This window comes from Rhizobium sp. PK7-22, from assembly GCF_056530405.1.
This window is the reverse complement of record NZ_CP096514.1, coordinates 1216704-1232641: the sequence shown is the minus strand read 5'-3', so window position 1 is coordinate 1232641 and position 15938 is coordinate 1216704. Positions and strand designations below refer to the sequence as shown.

Below are 15938 nucleotides of genomic sequence, written 5' to 3'. Positions count from 1 at the left end.
TGGAGGCGCCTCCGCGACGACTACGACCGGCGCCTTCCGGCCTGACGTTGCGGTCACTCTTATCCGATGACGTCACGCCCGCGCAGGTCTCCTGCCCGGGCGTGACCTCCCTCGCATGATCCGCTAGTCTCCGCCTCCCGCACCTTCGGAGGTCTTCATGCTACGCGGCATAGCAGCACTGCTGTTCTTCCAGCTTCTCGGCGAAAGCCTCGTCTTCATCACCAAGCTTCCGGTGCCGGGCCCTGTCGTGGGACTGGTTCTCCTGTTTGCCGCCCTGCAGTTCGCCAGGGGGCGCGGGCGGGACTCAGCACCGGCCATCGAAGCGGCGGCAGGTGCCCTGCTCGGCAACCTCGGGCTGTTCTTCGTGCCGGCCGGCGTCGGTGTCGTGGCACTCTGGGGCGTCGTGCAGTCCGAGGGGGTGGCGATCGCGATCGTGCTGGTGACTTCCGCCGTCCTCACGCTTGCCGTCACGGTCTGGACCTTCCTTGCCGTGCGGCGGATGCTGGGCCAGAAGGCGGGCGAGGCATGAGGAGCCCCGTCGACCTCTGGGTCTATCTCTCCACCTCGCCGCTGATCTGGCTGACGCTGACGCTCTGCACCTGGATCGGCGCCTCGGAACTCTCGCGGCGGCTCGACCGCAATCCGCTCGCCAATCCGGTGCTGACTTCGATCCTGTTCCTGTCGCTGGTGATGACGATCTTCGACATTCCCTACGAACGGTTCTTCGAAGGCGCGCAGTTCGTGCACTTCCTGCTGGGCCCTGCGACGGTTGCCATCGCCGTTCCTCTGTTCCGGCAGTGGGCGCGGGTGAAACGATTGCTGCTGCCGATCGCTGCAGCGCTGATGGTCGGCTCGCTGGTGGCTGTCCTTTCCGTCGTCGCCTTGGGCACTCTGCTCGGGCTATCGGACGCGGTGATGATCTCCTTCCTGCCGAAGTCGGCAACGGCGGGCGTCGCCATGGCGATTTCCGCTTCCCTCGGCGGCAATCCCTCCCTGACCGCGGTCCTCGTGATCCTCACCGGCATCATCGGCGCCCTGATCGTCACGCCCTTCATGAACCTCATGAAGATCCGCGACTATGCCGCCCGGGGCTTTGCCGTCGGCCTCACCTCGCACGGCATCGGCACGGCCCGCGCCTACGAGGTGGACGAGACGGCGGGCCTGTTTGCCGGCATCGCCATGGCGCTGAATGCGGTGGCGACCGCCGCCGTGGTGCCGATCGCTGCCGCCTGGCTGATCCGCTGAGCGCGCCCTCGGCCTAGTCCGCGCCCTCCACGGGGCGGTTGCGTGCCAGCTCGACCGGCGTCTTCATGATGATCTCGCGGTGCGGGAACGGGATCGAGATGCCCGCCGACTTGAAGGCATCCCAAAGCGCCAGCAGCACCTGGCCGCGGATGTTGGTGAGGCCGTTGGCGGGATCGGAAATCCAGAAGCGCAGCTTGAAATCGAGGGAGGATTCGCCGAAGCCGGTCAGCCAGCAGACCGGCGCCTTGTAGGTGTTGGCGACACGCGGCACCGCGGCGGCCGTTTCCAGGGCAATCCGGATCACCTCGTGCGGATCGTCCTTATAGGACGTTCCGAAGTCGACATCGATGCGGACGAAATCGCTGGAGAACGACCAATTGACCACCTGCTGCGAGATGAAGTCCTCGTTCGGGATGAGATACTCCTTGCCCTCCCGGGTGATGACAGAGACGAAGCGCGACCGCAGGTCCCGGATCGACCCGAAGGTATCGCCCAGCGTGATGGTGTCGCCGGGCTTGATGGACTTGTCGAGGAGGATGATGATGCCGGAGATGAAGTTCGACACCACCTTCTGCAGGCCGAAGCCGATGCCGACGCCGACGGCACCCGAAAACACCGTCAGCGCGGTGAGGTCGATGCCGGTCGCCGACAACGCGATCGCACCGGCCACCGTCATCAGCCCGATCTTGATGAGCTTGCTGATCAGGACCTTGAACGACGGGGAGAGATCGGCGGACCGCTGGATCCAGTGCGCCAGGACATTGCCGATCAGAGCCGCAAGCCAGATCAGCGCGACGGCAAAGAAGATGGCCTTCAAGATGATGAGAAGCGAGAGCCGCAGCGACCCCACCGTCAGCGCCGCCTGGTCGAGCGCGGTGAAAAGCGGTCCGTCGAGCCCGAGGACGTGAATGGCGACATAGCCCCAGCTGGCGAAGGCCACGGTGCGCGACAGCGTCGGATTGCGGATGATCTTGGTCAGCACCGAGATCCCAAACCAGGCGGCGACGAGCGTCAGGGCGCTTGCGAGCAGCCAGCGCTGCGACGGCCAGGCATAGGGCGTCATCAGCACGTCGGCGAGCCACAGCCAGACGATCAGGTAGAGCCATTTCAGCCGGCGCATGAAGGCGATGATGACGCGCAGCAGGTCGGGGTTGCCCTTGATCTGCCTCGCCCTGGCTTCCATCAGCGGTTCGGTGCGCGACGCCAGCAAGGCGCAGAGCAACACACCCACAAGGATGATCAGCGCCTGATAGAGCGTCCATTCGTTCAGCACGACCGTCTGGATCCAGACTTCGAGCTCCCGCACCACTCTCATGACATCCACGGCAAGGCCTTTCGGTACAGCATGGGCCCTTAACCCATATGCATCCCGATTGGTTCATCGGCAGCGGATTCGGATCTTGAAGCTTAGTGTCCGCCGCCACCGCCGCCCGGCTGGCCGGAGGGCTTGGCGATCAGAGTCACCATCACGATCAGGCTGGCAAACAGCACCGTCAGGATGGCGAAGACGTCGATGAAGGACAGGAGCCAGGACTGCTGGGTGACCATGCCCGACAGCTTCTGGACCGCGATTGCACTGCCATCGAGCCCGTAGCTGTCGTAATTGGCGCCGACGCTGTTCAACCAGTCGAGAGCCGCCCAGTTGCCGAAGTTGAGCTGTTCGGAGAGCCTGGCGTAGTGCTGATCCGTCCTCTGGGTCAGAACCGTGTTGATGACCGCCAGGCCGACGGCGCCGCCGAGGTTGCGGGTCAGGTTGAAGAGACCGGAGGCATTGCGGACGCGGTCCGGCGACAGCGTGCCGAGCGCGATGTTGTTGATCGGCACCATGCAGAGCATCAGCGAGCAGCCGCGCAGGACCTGCGGGATCAGCAGCTCGTAGAAATCCCAGTCGGCCGTCAGCCCGGTCATCATCCAGGTGCCGAGCGCAAAGCCGGAAAAGCCGATCGCCATCATCACCCGCGGATCGAGCCGCGACGACAGGATGCCGGCGACCGGGGCGGTGAGGAACATGGCCAGGCCCGAGACGAACATGGTCTCGCCGATCATCAGCGAGTCATAGCCGCGGATGCGCCCGAGATAGAGCGGGTAGAGATAGGTCAGGCCATAGAGGCCGATGCCCATGACGAAGGAGAAGAGCGAGCCGAAGGCGAAGTTGCGGTTGGCGAAGGCCTTCAGGTCGACCACCGGGAAATCCACCTTGAAGGCGCGCCAGAAGAAGACCACCGCCCCGCCGACCATGGCGATCGTGCCGATGACGATGTGGCTGTCGCTGAACCAGTCCTTGTTGTTGCCCTCTTCCAGCACGTATTCCAGCGAACCGAGGAAGAGACCCATGGAGAGCAGGCCCCACCAGTCGAACTTCTTCCAGAGGCTCATTTCCGGCTTGTCGAAATCGATCATGCTCCAGGCGACGGCGGTGACGACGATGCCGGGCACGATGTTGACGAGGAAGAGCCAGTGCCAGGAGAAGGCGTGGCTGAGATAGCCGCCGATGGTCGGGCCGATGGTGGGCGCGAGCGTCGCGACGAGACCGATCATCGGCGAGACGATCGACCGCTTCGACGGCGGGAAGATGGTGAAGGCCGCGGCAAAGACGGAGGGGATCATGCCGCCGCCGATGAAGCCCTGTATGGCGCGGTAGACGATCATCTGGTCGATGTTGGTGGCGGTGGCGCAGAGCATGCTGGCGAGCGTGAAGCCGCCGGCGCAGATGGTGAACAGCACCCGGGTCGACAGGATGCGCGCCAGCGTGCCCGACAGCGGGATCATGATGACTTCGGCGATCAGATAGGAGGTCTGCACCCAGGCGACCTCTTCGGAGCCGGCGCCGAGGCCGGCCTGAATTTCGGCAAGCGAGGCCGAGACGATCTGGATGTCGAGGATCGACATGAACATGCCGAAGACCATTGCGAAGAAGGCAATGAGCTTGCGCCTGTCCATGGGAGGATCGGCGGGAATGGGTCCCGCCAGTGTGGCCGTTGCTGCCATGACTGGTCTCCTTGCGCTTAAGCGCCGGCCGCTACTTGGCCGCAGCCACGGCTTGCCCGGAGGGGGCGGTGCGGGTGTCGACGTCGACGACGACGCTCAAGCCCGCGCGCAGGTGCTTATCGGCCAGAACCTCGGCCGGGAGAGCGATGCGCACGGGAACCCGCTGGATCACCTTGGTGAAGTTGCCGGTGGCGTTTTCGGCGGGCAGCATGGAGAAGACGGAGCCGGAGGCCGGCGCAATCGACTGCACCGTGCCTTCGATGTCATGCGCTTCGAAGGCATCCACGTGGACGCGGACCTTCGAGCCGGGCTGCAGTTCGCCGATCTGGGTCTCCTTGAAATTCGCCTCGATGTAGAGCTGCGTCAGCGGCACCAGGGCTGCCAGCCGCTTGCCGGCGGAGACGAGGTCGCCGGTCTGGACGGCGAGATTGCCGACGATGCCATCATAGGGCGCCTTCAGCACCGTGAAGCCGAGGTCTCGGGTGGCCTGGTCGCGCGCCAGTTCCTGCGCATGGACGGTGTTGACCGCCTCGCGGCGCTGCGCCTGCAGGAGGCCGATATTGGCCTCTGCCGACGACACCGCCGCCTGGCCGGCGACGAGATTGGCGCGGGCCTGTTCCAAGGCGATCTGCGCATTGTCCAGATCCGCAGCGGTGCCGACGGATTTTTGCACCAGTTCGCTGGCCCGCTTCTGGTTGATCTCGGCGCCACGGACGGCGGCCTCCAGCGCGCCCTGCTGGGCCTCCGCCTGTTTCAGCGCCGCCTCGCCGCCGATGATCTGGGCATCGATGCGGGTGACGGCAAGCCGGGAGGATTCGATGGCGGTTTCGGCGCGGTCGAGCGCCAGCTGGTAATCGCCGGTGTCGAGCGTCACCAGCGGATCGCCAGCGCGGACCTGCTGGTTTTCGACGACATTGACCTTTTCGACGTATCCGGACACCTTGGGGGAAATGATGGCGATGTCGCCCTGGATGTAGGCATCGTCGGTGGAAACGAGGAAACGGCCATCGGTCCACCAGTTGTAGCCATACCAGCCGCCGGCGCCGAGCAGCGCGAGCACGATCACCGGCAGCACGAGGTTCGGGCGCTTGCGCTTTGCAGGCGGCGCCTTCGTCTCGACCGGTGCCTGGGGCGGCGGTGCAGCGGCTTCCGCGGTCGGGGCGGGAACGCCCACCGTGGGATCGGAGCGGGAAACGTCGCGCAGGGCGCTGGCGGAATTGGAAGCGGTCATGGGAGGCACCATCTGGAAGATGAAAACGGCATGCAATGTCATCGAACTCATCGGTTCGGTGAGCTTGACATAGAGCCTCTTCACCGACATATCAAGGCCAATCGAACCGATCAGTTCGAAAAGGTAAAGAAGGCATGACGAGACAGACCGAGATGCTTGAGACCTCCCCTCCCGCCGCCGCGACCGGCGGCCGCTTTGCCGCGGGCGAAGATCCGGCCAAGCGCGAGCAAATCATCGCCGGCGCCAAGCGAGTGTTCATGACCGTCGGCTTCGACGCCGCCAGCATGAACGACATCACCCGCGAGGCCGGCGTCTCGAAGGGGACGATCTACGTCTATTTCGCCAGCAAGGAAGACCTCTTCGTTGCCATGGTCGACCGCGAGCGCGACCGCATCGCCAGCGACATGCGCGACATCCTGGCAGACAGCGGCCCGGTGGACGCGGTGCTTGCCGCCTTCGGCGTGAGCTTTGCCCGCCACATCACCTCGCCGCAGGTGATCGACGCCATGCGCACGGTGATCGGCGTGGTGCAGCGGATGCCGAACCTGTCGCGGCGCTTCTTCCACACGACGCCCGGCAATGTCCGCCACGTCCTGGAGGCGTTCTTGCGCCGCCACATCGACCTCGGCACGCTCGCGATCGACGACACCGACCTTGCGGCCCGGCAGTTCATCGAGATGTCGACCGGCAGCTTCTTCAAGTTCCGCCTGTTCGGCGACCTGGACGACGTGCCCTGCGACGCGGAGCTGGAGCGCGCCATCTCCGGTGCCGTGCGGGTATTCATGGCCGCCTATGGGGCGAAGGCGAAGGATTGAGCGGGCGGCGGCGCCACGCCCCGTCACGTCACCTCCTCACCCCGATCCGACGGGCGCCCGTCGTATTTCGGACCATCGTCCTCCTCCGGCGGCAGGCCGAAGGCGGGGCGCCAGTTGTTCAAGGCCTCCTGATGGCGCTCACCGCGCGGACCGATGCAGGGCGGGAAGGCGTCATGATAGCCTGCCTTGTATTGCGCTTCCGTCAGGAAGCCCCGGCAGGCCCGGGCTCTGCGGCAGGCGGAGAGATCGCAGGTTTTCCAGCAGCCCATGAAACTGGTGATGTGCTGGGTGAGCTTTTGAAATTCGCGCGACTTCTGGCGCGGCGTGAGTCTTTTGAATTCTCCCCAGGTGTAGCCGGGCATATAAGGTTGCCTTGCTTCCTCCTCGACGATGCGGCGCCATTCCTCTGCGCTTCTTGCCATGGCGTGACCTCCTTCAGGGCACGGGTTTTCGATCACGCAGGCAGTTACTGCCCCCGTGTTGCTGTCTGATCCATCGGAGAGCCCACACGAATGCGGAGCCTCACTTTGAGTTTAGTCTGTGGCTCCGCATTCGCGTGGCCTTCGGCGTTCTTTCGGGGTGTCCAGCCCCTACAGGTGACTGCCTCGTCTCGCTGCACGCGTGGTGCGACCCTCGCGCTTGCACGGCTAAACCGAACCGGACATGGCTGCCCGGGGGAGACTTGATAGGAGCGCTGCGCCTTGACGGCACCCGCCCCATGGCCTTCACCTCCTGCCCCTTCCCGCACGTTACGGTTCAAGACCAGGCGCCGGCCCCCGCCTGCCCGCGAACGTCTCGCGAAACACTCCGGCGACGGAAGCGGGATGATTATGGGCACGGGTTTGGGGGTGGGGATGCGGGTGGGGGTAAGTGGTTGATATTTGGTGGGTGGGGGTGCGGTTTTGGGGGAGTGGGGGGGCGGAGGCCGAAGGGGGGGACTCATGCTGGGGTGGACGAGTCAAGGCCGAGCCTTCAAGAATTCGCGGCCACACCCTCAGTTGTCGCGGATGTACTGTTCTTATAAGTGCACATTGGGGAGAGGTCAGGGCGGGGGATGTTAATGCCTACCCATACAACTAAAAGTACCTAGAGTTGTTCATATTGCTTTTTGCTGTAAGCACAGACAAAACTGCGCTTGGTGGAGGTCCAAATGCAGAACCCGATTAAAGCTTATCCCAGACCACGAAGTGAACTGCCGCTGGACCATTCTGCGGGACAATCGATACTCACCAGTTTCCAAGGCAATGAACTGTTCGTTGCGATTGTTGGGCCTGCCGGCGCTGGGGCTGGGACCGCAGCGAAGCTTCTCACAGAGTTTTTTGAACAGGCAGGCTACTCTTCCGTCATAATCAAGGCGAGCAACGAGATTAGAATCGCGGCTGAAAGAGCTGGACTCGCCGTTCCGAATGATGAGCGCAAAAGCCTCTCAAGCATACGGATTATGCAAGATCGGGGGGATGACCTTAGAGAAGGAAAACCTTTCGATCGCGTAGAAGACCACTCAGCGGTAGCGCGCTTGGTATTAAATAGAATAGCCGCGGAACGAGCTCGTATGCAAGGTGCAGAGCGCATGCCCGGCGTCGAGGTCGAGCCCGATGGCTCTCCCCGGGCATTTATCATCGACTCTCTACGACATCCTGCAGAAGTGAACCTGCTGCGACGTGTCTACCAAGATGCTTTTGCTTTGATCGGTATAGTCTGCGACCCTCAGGTCAGGGAGAGGCGTGTCAGGGAAAACTTATTTGATCGATCCAAGTGGGGGCATGCCGACACCAAAGCACAAGTCCAGAAATTCATCCAACGAGATGAGGATGCTCCTGAGACCTACGGACAACACGTTTCGGCAACATTTCACGAAGCGGATTTCTTCGTCGATAACAGTGAAGCTGGCAACGAAGAACTAAGCATCACCGGTATGAATGACCCGCTGCAACGATTTGTGTCGCTCGTGACGCATCAACGCATCATCCGACCTTCACTAGCGGAAACCGCGATGCACCAGGCTCGTTCTGCCCAGATGCGCAGCGCCTGTCTGTCACGTCAGGTTGGCGCTGCTCTCGTAGACAGTGGCGGCAATATTGTCGCCACAGGTACGAATGAGGTCCCGAAGGCTGGTGGCGGCGTCTACGGGAAGGATTTCGACATTAACAGTATTTTCGATCATCGCTGCGCTTTTCGCGACGGACCTCACTGCAGTAGCAACCGCGAACAGAATGACATCATCAACGAGCTCATAGACAACTTTCCAGAACTAGTCCTGAGCAGAACAAGGCAAGATGCTATAAAAGAGATCCGCAAGACACGCATTGGAGGATTGATTGAATTTAGCCGAGCTGTTCACGCTGAGATGGATGCGATACTCTCAGCCTCGACAGCGGGAGTTTCCCCTAAGGGCTGCCGCCTGTATGTCACAACTTATCCTTGCCACTACTGCGCTCGTCATATCGTCGCTGCAGGGATTGATGAGGTCCAGTTTATCGAGCCTTATCCGAAAAGCAGAGCCACGGACCTTCATGCTGATGCGATCACCACTATAGTTGATGGGTGGCAGCCGCCTTCAGCCACGGCCGGCCAGCAAGAGGGGGCACATGTTCTTTTTCGGCCATTTGTCGGTGTAGCCCCACGTATGTACCGCCGCGTGTTCTTGAAAGACCGAGGATATAAAGATAAGGTGAGTGGAGAGTTCGCACTAGCCCCTGCACCATGGGGAGGTCCTCTCGAAAGCTATAGAGTTTCCTACGTTAGCCTTGAGAGTAAGATCGGAATAGATGCGGCAGATGGGACGCCACATGCTAAAATTGGTGCATAATGCAGATAGCAATTGCGAGACGCTTGTTGATCTACAAGATTCAAACTTGAGCCACGCAGTTCAGCTCTCGCTTTTCGAACCCGATAATCGCAATAACTTGCATATCATCGCAGCCGACCGCTGCAGCAGCACACAGTTCTCCGAAGCTTTGAAGAAAACTCGACCTTCGCTGCTGGTAGACACTAGGCAGTTTCCTGATTTCTTTACCCTTTTCCATTCTACTAAGCACGCATTCAAGCTTCTTGAGAGCCTGCAGGTGAAGTATCTCCATGCCCCGCTGGAGTGGAAAACTGCCTCAGGCGACCATCATGCTTGGGATTTCCGTCGTCGCGTCATTGACATGCTAGAGCATGCTTACGTTTCTTCTGGCCACAGCCATGCTTTCTTTATTTTGGTGACACCCAATCAAAGCTCTAGAGCTCTCTTATTGAGCTCATTGTCATCCACTCCGAGCATTCAGGACAAATGGCATATTCATCTAGCCGGGCTATAATGCGGACGGGAATGGGGAGCAGGCGATATCAAGCTATTTCGACCAGTTGAACGTCCGCGGCTGACTTCGGGTAGCGCATTGTGAACCGCAATCATCCCAGAACTAGGAACGTCGTATGCTACATCAAATATGTAGCCTTCCGGGACATCTATTGCCACGTCGGTCGTGGCTGTTGCGGATGGTCACGTGACGTAAACCTCTGAGCAAGGGCACCTTGTGGAAGGAAAAGGCGGCCTAAGCCGCCCTCTCCACGTCCCCATACGGATCGAACCGCCCGTAAAACGTCTCCCCGTTCGCCGCCATCTCGACCAGCAGCGGCGTCGGCTTGAAATGCTCCCCGTAAGCCTCCGCTAACCGCTCGCACAGCGCCACGAACGTCTTCACGCCCATGCCGTCGATGTAGGAGAGGGTGCCGCCGGTGTAGGGGGCGAAGCCGAAGCCGAGGATGGAGCCGACGTCGGCTTCGCGCGGGTCGGTGACGATGCCTTCTTCCATGGTGCGGGCGGCTTCCAGCGCGATTGTGACGAGGAGGCGTTGCTTGAGGGTGTTGACGTCCACTTCGGAGGCCGGCTTCTGCGGGTAGAGCTCCTTCAGGCCGGGCCAGAGCGACTTCTTGGCGGGCTTGGCGGGATAATCGTAGAAGCCCTGGCCGTTCTTGCGGCCGCGGCGGTCGAGCACGTCGACCATCTTGTCGATGAGATCCATGTGCTCGGGCTTGACGGCATTGGGGCCGAGATCGGCGATCGAGGCCTTCATGATCTTCTGGGAAAGATCGACGGCGACCTCGTCGTTGAGCGACAACGGGCCGACAGGCATGCCGGCCATCTTGGCGGCGTTTTCGATCATGGCCGGCGGCACGCCCTCGATCAGCATGTCGTAGGCCTCGTTGATGTAGCGGAAGACGCAGCGGTTGACGAAGAAGCCGCGCGTGTCGTTGACGACGATCGGCGTCTTCTTGATCTTCGCCACGAAATCGAGCGCCATGGCGAGCGCCTCGTCACCGGTCCGTTCGCCGAGGATGACTTCGGTCAGCATCATCTTCTCGACGGGCGAGAAGAAGTGGACGCCGATGAACTGCTCGGGTCGCTTGGAATTTTCCGCCAGGCCGGTGATGGGCAGGGTCGAGGTGTTGGAGGCGAAGATGGTATCTTTGGAGATCACCGCTTCGACCTGCTCGATGACGGCCTTCTTGACGGCGCGGTCCTCGAAGACGGCTTCGACGACGAGATCGACATCGGCGAGCGAGGAATAGTCCGGCGTCGGGGTGACGAGCGCGAGCAGCTGTTCGCCCTCCTCCTTCGTCATGCGGCCCTTGCCGACCTGGTCGGCCACCAGTTTTTCCGAATGCGCCTTGCCTTTGTCGGCGGCTTCCTGGTTGCGGTCGATGAGGACGACGGGGATGCCGGCGGCGGCAGTGACATAGGCGATCGAGGCGCCCATGAAGCCGGCGCCGACCACGCCGACCTTTTTGATCTCGGTCTTCGGCACGCCGGCCGGGCGGCGGGCGCCCTTGCCGAGCTCCTGCATGGAGACAAACAGCGAGCGGATCATCGAGAACGCCTCGGTGGTCTGCAGGATCTGCGTGAAGTAACGCTGCTCGACCTTGAGCGCGGTGTCGAAGGGCAGCTGCAGGCCTTCATAGACGCATTTGAGGATGGCGAGCGCGCCCGGGTAATTGCCGGCGGTCTCGCGGCGGAGGATCGCGGGGGCTGCCGGGAAGAGCTGGGCGGCCGCCGGCGTCCAGACGCCGCCGCCGGGGACCTTGAAGCCCTTTTCGTCCCAGGGGGCGACGGGCTTCAGGCCGTCCTTGATCATCTGCTTGGCGGCGTTGATCAGTTCGCCCGGCTCGACCACCTGGTGGACGAGGCCCATGGCCTTGGCGCGGCTCGCCGTCAGCGAAGAGCCCGTCGTCATCATCTGCAGGGCGTCCTGGGCGTTGGCCAGGCGCGGAACGCGCTGGGTGCCGCCGGCGCCGGGGAAGATGCCGACCTTGACCTCGGGCAGCGCGATCTTGACGCTCTTGGCATTGGCGGCGACGCGGCCGTGGCAGGCGAGCGACAGTTCGAAGGCGCCGCCCATGCAGGTGCCGTTGATGGCCGAGACCCAGGGCTTGCCGTTTAACTCGATGCGGCGGAAGAGCTGCGACATCTGGCCGGCGGCATCAAAGAGCTTCTGGACGGCGGCCTGCGGGTCCTTGGCCTTCTCATCGGCGAGCATGGCGAACATGCCCTTGATCATGGTGAGATCGGCGCCGCCGGAGAAGGACGACTTGCCGGAGGTGAAGACGACGCCCTTGACGGCCTCGTCGGCGACGGTTGCCGCCAGGATCGCCTCGATCTCGGCCATCACCTCGAGGGTGAAGACGTTCATGGATTTGCCCGGCATGTCCCAGGTGACGAGAGCGATGCCGTCTGCGTCGGTTTCGACGGTGAAGTTCGTGTAGGTCATTGGGTTTCCTCCCCGATCAGGCCGGCAGGTGACTGCGCTGTGCGTCCAGCGATTTGGTCTTCTCGACCACGACATCGCCGGTGTGCTTGGTTTCCGATGGCTCAAACAACATGATCCAGCATTCCTCTGCCGCGACCGGATTGTGTTCGACGCCCTTCGGCACGACATGAAAATCGCCGGCCTTCAGATGCACTGACGGGCGGTCGCGATATTCGATGGTGAGTTCGCCCTTCCAGATGAGGAACAGTTCGTCCTCGTCACGGTGCGAATGCCAGGTCAGCTGATCCTTGACCTTGGCCACCTTGAGGCTCTGGCCATTCAGGTCGGCAATGACGCGCGGCGACCAGTGGTCGGTGACATGGGCGTATTCGTCTTCGATCGTGCCGGTGTTGAAGCTCATCTTCAAACCCTCTCGATGATCGTTGCCGTGCCCATGCCGGCGCCGATGCAGAGCGTCACCAGCGCGGTGTTCAAGTCGCGGCGTTCCAGCTCGTCGAGCACGGTGCCGAGGATCATGGCGCCGGTGGCGCCGAGCGGGTGGCCCATGGCGATGGCGCCGCCGTTGACGTTGATCTTGTCGTGGCTGATGTCGAAGGCCTGCATGTAGCGCAGCACGACGGCGGCGAAGGCCTCGTTCAGCTCGAAGAGATCGATGTCGGCAATCGACATGCCGGAGCGCTTCAGGAGCTTTTCGGTAACGTCGACCGGGCCGGTCAGCATCAGCGCCGGATCCGAGCCGATGTTGGTGAAGTGGCGGATCTTTGCACGTGGCTTGACGCCCATGGATTGACCGCCGGCCTTCGAGCCGATCAGGACGGCTGCGGCGCCATCGACGATGCCGGACGAATTGCCGGCGTGGTGGACATAGGTGATCTTCTCGACTTCCGGATGCGCCTGGATGCCGACGGCCTCGAAGCCGCCCATCTCGCCGGGCATCTGGAAGGAGGGGTTGAGGGAGGCCAGCGACTGCATGTCGGTCGTCGGGCGCATGTGCTCGTCGCGGTCGAGGATCACGAGGCCGTTCTGGTCCTTCACCGGGATGACCGAGTGCTTGAAGTAGCCCTTGTCCCAGGCGTTGGCGGCGCGCTTCTGGCTTTCCACGGCGTAGGCGTCGACGTCATCGCGGGAGAAGCCGTATTTCGTGGCGATCAGGTCGGCGGAGACGCCCTGCGGCATGAAATAGGCGGGGAAGTTGACGGAGGGGTCCATGTACCAGGCGCCGCCGGACATGCCCATGCCGACGCGCGACATCGATTCCACACCACCGGCGATGACGAGGTCGTCGGAACCGGCGGCGATCTTGCCGGCGCCGAAGTTGACGGCATCTAGCCCCGAGGCGCAGAAGCGGGAGATCTGCATGCCCGGTGCTGCGAAGGAATAGCCGGCCTCGAAGGCGGCAGCCTTGGGGATGACGGCGCCGGCGTCCATGACCGGATCGACGCAGCCCATGATGATGTCGTCGACGGTGGAGGTGTCGAGGCCGTTGCGGTCGCGGATCGCTTCCAGCGTCTTGGCCGCGAGGCGGACGGAGGGCACCTCGTGCAGCGATCCATCCTTCTTGCCGCGGCCGCGCGGCGTGCGCACGTGATCGTAAATGAAGACTTCGGTCATGGTGTCATCTCCCGTTTTACCCCGTTGGGGGTGGCGCGTGGGCGCCGGAATTTCATCTTTCCTCTTCTCCCCCGCGGGGAGAAGTGCCGAGCGGATGCGAGGCGATGAGGGGGCTGCTTGCGCTGTGGGCTCCGGCCCCCCTCATCCGGCCTTCGGCCACCTTCTCCCCGCCGGGGAGAAGGGAAAACTCAGAACGCTTCGGCCGCCAGTTCCATCATGGTGTCGGCGCCGCTCTCGATGCGGGCCTTGCGCAGCGCCGTTTCGGGCATGATGCGCTCCATGTAGAACTTCGCGGTGACGAGCTTCGTCTTCAGATACTCCTCGCGGGCGTCGCCGGCGGCAAGTCCCACCTGGGCGGCTTTGGCCATCTTCGCCCACATGTAGCCGAGTGTCACGATGCCGAAGAGGTGCATGTAGTCGGTGGAGCCGGCGCCGGCATTGTCGGGCTTGGCCATGGCGTTCTGCATGAACCACATGGTGGAGGCCTGCAGGTCGTTCAGACCCTTCTTCAGCGCCTTGGTGTAGAGGCTCATCGCTTCGTCGGCGCGGTTTTCCTCGCAGAAGTCGCCGATCTCCTTGAACATGGCCATGACGGCGCGGCCGCCGTTGAGCGCCAGCTTGCGGCCGACGAGGTCGAGAGCCTGGATGCCGTTGGCGCCCTCGTAGATCATGGCAATGCGGGCATCGCGGACATACTGGCTCATGCCCCATTCCTCGATGTAGCCGTGGCCGCCGTAGACCTGCTGGGCCATGACTGCATGGTCGAAGCCCTTGTCGGTGAGGACGCCCTTGAGGATCGGGGTGGCGAGGCCGAGCAGGTCGTCGGCTTCCTGGCGCTCCGTCTCGTCGGGCGAGCGGTGGGCGATGTCGGACTTCAGCGCCGTCCACAGCATGAAGGCGCGGCCGGCCTCGTTGAAGGCGCGGATCGTCATCAGCGTGCGGCGGATGTCGGGGTGGACGATGATCGGATCGGCCTTCTTCTCCGGCGCCTTCGGGCCGGACAGCGAGCGGCCCTGGATGCGCTCGCGGGCATAGGCGACGGCGTTCTGGTAGGCTGTCTCGGCGATCGACAGACCCTGCAGGCCGACGCCGAGGCGGGCCTCGTTCATCATCACGAACATGGCCGAGAGGCCCTTGTTCTCGGCGCCGATCAGATAGCCGGTCGCCTCGTCGTAGTTCATGACGCAGGTGGAATTGCCGTGGATGCCCATCTTGTGCTCGATGGCGCCGCAGGTGACGGTGTTGCGCGCGCCGACGGAGCCATCGTCATTGACCATGAACTTCGGCACGATGAAGAGCGAGATGCCCTTGGTGCCTTCCGGCGCGCCCTCGATGCGGGCGATCACCAGGTGGATGATGTTGTCGGTCATGCCGTGTTCGCCGGCGGAGATGAAGATCTTCTGGCCCGAGAGCTTGTAGCTGCCGTCGGCCTGGGGAACCGCCTTCGTGCGCAGGAGGCCGAGATCGGTGCCGCAATGGGGTTCCGTCAGGTTCATGGTGCCGGACCAGGTGCCCTCGACCATCTTCGGCAGATAGGTCTGCTTCTGTTCGTCCGAACCATGAACGAGGATTGCGGCGATCGCCCCTTGCGTCAGGCCGGGATACATCATCAGCGACATGTTGGCCGACGACATGTATTCGCCGACGGCGGCATGCAGCGTGTAGGGCAGGCCCTGGCCGCCGAATTCTTCCGGAACGGCGAGGCCGATCCAGCCACCTTGGCAATACTGGTCATAGGCTTCCTTGAAGCCCTTCGGTACGGTGACAGAGCCATCGTCGTGGCGGGTGCAGCCTTCCTGGTCGCCGGAGAGGTTGAGCGGGAAGAGCGCTTCCTCGGCAACCTTCGCGGCCTCGCCGAGAATGGCCTCGACCATGTCGGGCGTGGCATCGGCAAAGCCCGGCAGGTTGCCGTAGCGCTCCAGGCCGAGCACGTCGTTCAGCACGAAAAGGGTATCGGTTACCGGAGCCTTGTAAACAGGCATTGTCGAGCGTCCTCCATATCCTCGCGCGAACCTCCAAGTCCGCCCATCGTGGTCCCATAAATAATTGACGTTCGCGTAAACGTCAAATATCCGCCGGATGATTTTTTGCCGCATCTGCGCCTGCAGTCGCGGTGCGCTTTCCGCCCCCAGCGCCCGCAAAGCTACTTGAATGGTTAAAAAAGTCTCCCCTGGTTAACGGCTTATTTACCACGTCGGAGGAAATACTCGACATTGAAGCGAGGTGTCCCCGTGCGGTCGAGGTTCGACCTCTGGAAGAGCCTGTTTCCACCGCATGTCCCGGTGGCTGGCCAGGGCA

13 protein-coding genes are annotated in these 15938 nt (G+C 62.6%); 5 read left to right on the top strand and 8 right to left on the bottom strand.

Features of this window, described 5'->3' with window-relative positions; genetic code table 11:
* Positions 1 to 157 precede the first annotated feature (157 nt).
* Both M1E10_RS10670 and M1E10_RS10665 read left to right on the top strand, forming a co-directional pair.
* Positions 158 to 529, top strand: coding sequence for a CidA/LrgA family protein (locus M1E10_RS10670; protein ID WP_499176320.1), 372 nt, complete (start codon positions 158 to 160; stop codon positions 527 to 529).
* A complete protein-coding gene (locus M1E10_RS10665; RefSeq protein ID WP_499176319.1) occupies positions 526 to 1245 on the top strand; it encodes an LrgB family protein in 720 nt (239 codons plus the stop codon). Before M1E10_RS10670 ends, M1E10_RS10665 begins: the two co-directional genes overlap by 4 nt.
* Positions 1246 to 1258: 13 nt before the next feature.
* Here M1E10_RS10665 and M1E10_RS10660 read toward each other — a convergent pair whose 3' ends face one another.
* From M1E10_RS10660 to M1E10_RS10650, 3 genes are all read right to left on the bottom strand, one after another.
* Positions 1259 to 2560 carry a mechanosensitive ion channel family protein gene (locus M1E10_RS10660; protein ID WP_499177150.1) on the bottom strand — a complete coding sequence of 434 codons (1302 nt, stop codon included), beginning with the start codon at positions 2558 to 2560 and terminating at the stop codon, positions 1259 to 1261.
* Between the two features lie 92 nt (positions 2561 to 2652).
* Positions 2653 to 4233 (bottom strand): efflux MFS transporter permease, encoded by a 1581-nt coding sequence (locus tag M1E10_RS10655; RefSeq protein ID WP_499176317.1) that lies wholly within the window; start codon positions 4231 to 4233, stop codon positions 2653 to 2655.
* Positions 4234 to 4264: 31 nt separating this feature from the next.
* Positions 4265 to 5464 carry an HlyD family secretion protein gene (locus tag M1E10_RS10650; protein WP_499176316.1) on the bottom strand — a complete coding sequence of 400 codons (1200 nt, stop codon included), beginning with the start codon at positions 5462 to 5464 and terminating at the stop codon, positions 4265 to 4267.
* Positions 5465 to 5598: 134 nt separating this feature from the next.
* Between M1E10_RS10650 and M1E10_RS10645 the strand changes: the two genes are divergently transcribed.
* Positions 5599 to 6279 (top strand): TetR/AcrR family transcriptional regulator, encoded by a 681-nt coding sequence (locus tag M1E10_RS10645; RefSeq protein WP_499176315.1) that lies wholly within the window; start codon positions 5599 to 5601, stop codon positions 6277 to 6279.
* Between the two features lie 23 nt (positions 6280 to 6302).
* Here the strand turns inward: M1E10_RS10645 and M1E10_RS10640 are convergent, their stop codons facing one another.
* Complete coding sequence (locus M1E10_RS10640) at positions 6303 to 6701, bottom strand: hypothetical protein (protein ID WP_499176314.1); 399 nt, start codon at positions 6699 to 6701, stop codon at positions 6303 to 6305.
* A gap of 728 nt (positions 6702 to 7429) precedes the next feature.
* Here M1E10_RS10640 and M1E10_RS10635 point away from each other — a divergent pair.
* Together M1E10_RS10635 and M1E10_RS10630 are read left to right on the top strand one after the other, a co-directional pair.
* Positions 7430 to 9088: an anti-phage dCTP deaminase gene (locus M1E10_RS10635; protein WP_499176313.1), complete on the top strand. Its 1659-nt coding sequence runs from the start codon at positions 7430 to 7432 to the stop codon at positions 9086 to 9088.
* Positions 9069 to 9581: a hypothetical protein gene (locus tag M1E10_RS10630; RefSeq protein WP_499176311.1), complete on the top strand. Its 513-nt coding sequence runs from the start codon at positions 9069 to 9071 to the stop codon at positions 9579 to 9581. Before M1E10_RS10635 ends, M1E10_RS10630 begins: the two co-directional genes overlap by 20 nt.
* A 234-nt stretch (positions 9582 to 9815) precedes the next feature.
* Here the strand turns inward: M1E10_RS10630 and M1E10_RS10625 are convergent, their stop codons facing one another.
* From M1E10_RS10625 to M1E10_RS10610, 4 genes are all read right to left on the bottom strand, one after another.
* Positions 9816 to 12029, bottom strand: coding sequence for a fatty acid beta-oxidation multifunctional protein (locus M1E10_RS10625; RefSeq protein ID WP_499176310.1), 2214 nt, complete (start codon positions 12027 to 12029; stop codon positions 9816 to 9818).
* Between the two features lie 16 nt (positions 12030 to 12045).
* Positions 12046 to 12429 carry a cupin domain-containing protein gene (locus M1E10_RS10620; protein WP_499176309.1) on the bottom strand — a complete coding sequence of 128 codons (384 nt, stop codon included), beginning with the start codon at positions 12427 to 12429 and terminating at the stop codon, positions 12046 to 12048.
* 2 nt (positions 12430 to 12431) lie between these two features.
* Positions 12432 to 13640 carry an acetyl-CoA acetyltransferase gene (locus M1E10_RS10615; protein WP_499176308.1) on the bottom strand — a complete coding sequence of 403 codons (1209 nt, stop codon included), beginning with the start codon at positions 13638 to 13640 and terminating at the stop codon, positions 12432 to 12434.
* A gap of 188 nt (positions 13641 to 13828) precedes the next feature.
* Complete coding sequence (locus tag M1E10_RS10610; protein ID WP_499176307.1) at positions 13829 to 15622, bottom strand: acyl-CoA dehydrogenase family protein; 1794 nt, start codon at positions 15620 to 15622, stop codon at positions 13829 to 13831.
* Positions 15623 to 15938 lie beyond the last annotated feature (316 nt).

Excerpts from the sequence above, each read along its gene's own strand:
- M1E10_RS10670 (WP_499176320.1), top strand. The coding sequence starts at position 158 with ATGCTACGCGGCATAGCAGCACTGCTGTTCTTCCAGCTTCTCGGCGAA.
- M1E10_RS10665 (WP_499176319.1), top strand. The coding sequence starts at position 526 with ATGAGGAGCCCCGTCGACCTCTGGGTCTATCTCTCCACCTCGCCGCTG.
- M1E10_RS10660 (WP_499177150.1), bottom strand. The coding sequence starts at position 2,560 with ATGAGAGTGGTGCGGGAGCTCGAAGTCTGGATCCAGACGGTCGTGCTG.
- M1E10_RS10655 (WP_499176317.1), bottom strand. The coding sequence starts at position 4,233 with ATGGCAGCAACGGCCACACTGGCGGGACCCATTCCCGCCGATCCTCCC.
- M1E10_RS10650 (WP_499176316.1), bottom strand. The coding sequence starts at position 5,464 with ATGACCGCTTCCAATTCCGCCAGCGCCCTGCGCGACGTTTCCCGCTCC.
- M1E10_RS10645 (WP_499176315.1), top strand. The coding sequence starts at position 5,599 with ATGACGAGACAGACCGAGATGCTTGAGACCTCCCCTCCCGCCGCCGCG.
- M1E10_RS10640 (WP_499176314.1), bottom strand. The coding sequence starts at position 6,701 with ATGGCAAGAAGCGCAGAGGAATGGCGCCGCATCGTCGAGGAGGAAGCA.
- M1E10_RS10635 (WP_499176313.1), top strand. The coding sequence starts at position 7,430 with ATGCAGAACCCGATTAAAGCTTATCCCAGACCACGAAGTGAACTGCCG.
- M1E10_RS10630 (WP_499176311.1), top strand. The coding sequence starts at position 9,069 with ATGCTAAAATTGGTGCATAATGCAGATAGCAATTGCGAGACGCTTGTT.
- M1E10_RS10625 (WP_499176310.1), bottom strand. The coding sequence starts at position 12,029 with ATGACCTACACGAACTTCACCGTCGAAACCGACGCAGACGGCATCGCT.
- M1E10_RS10620 (WP_499176309.1), bottom strand. The coding sequence starts at position 12,429 with ATGAGCTTCAACACCGGCACGATCGAAGACGAATACGCCCATGTCACC.
- M1E10_RS10615 (WP_499176308.1), bottom strand. The coding sequence starts at position 13,640 with ATGACCGAAGTCTTCATTTACGATCACGTGCGCACGCCGCGCGGCCGC.
- M1E10_RS10610 (WP_499176307.1), bottom strand. The coding sequence starts at position 15,622 with ATGCCTGTTTACAAGGCTCCGGTAACCGATACCCTTTTCGTGCTGAAC.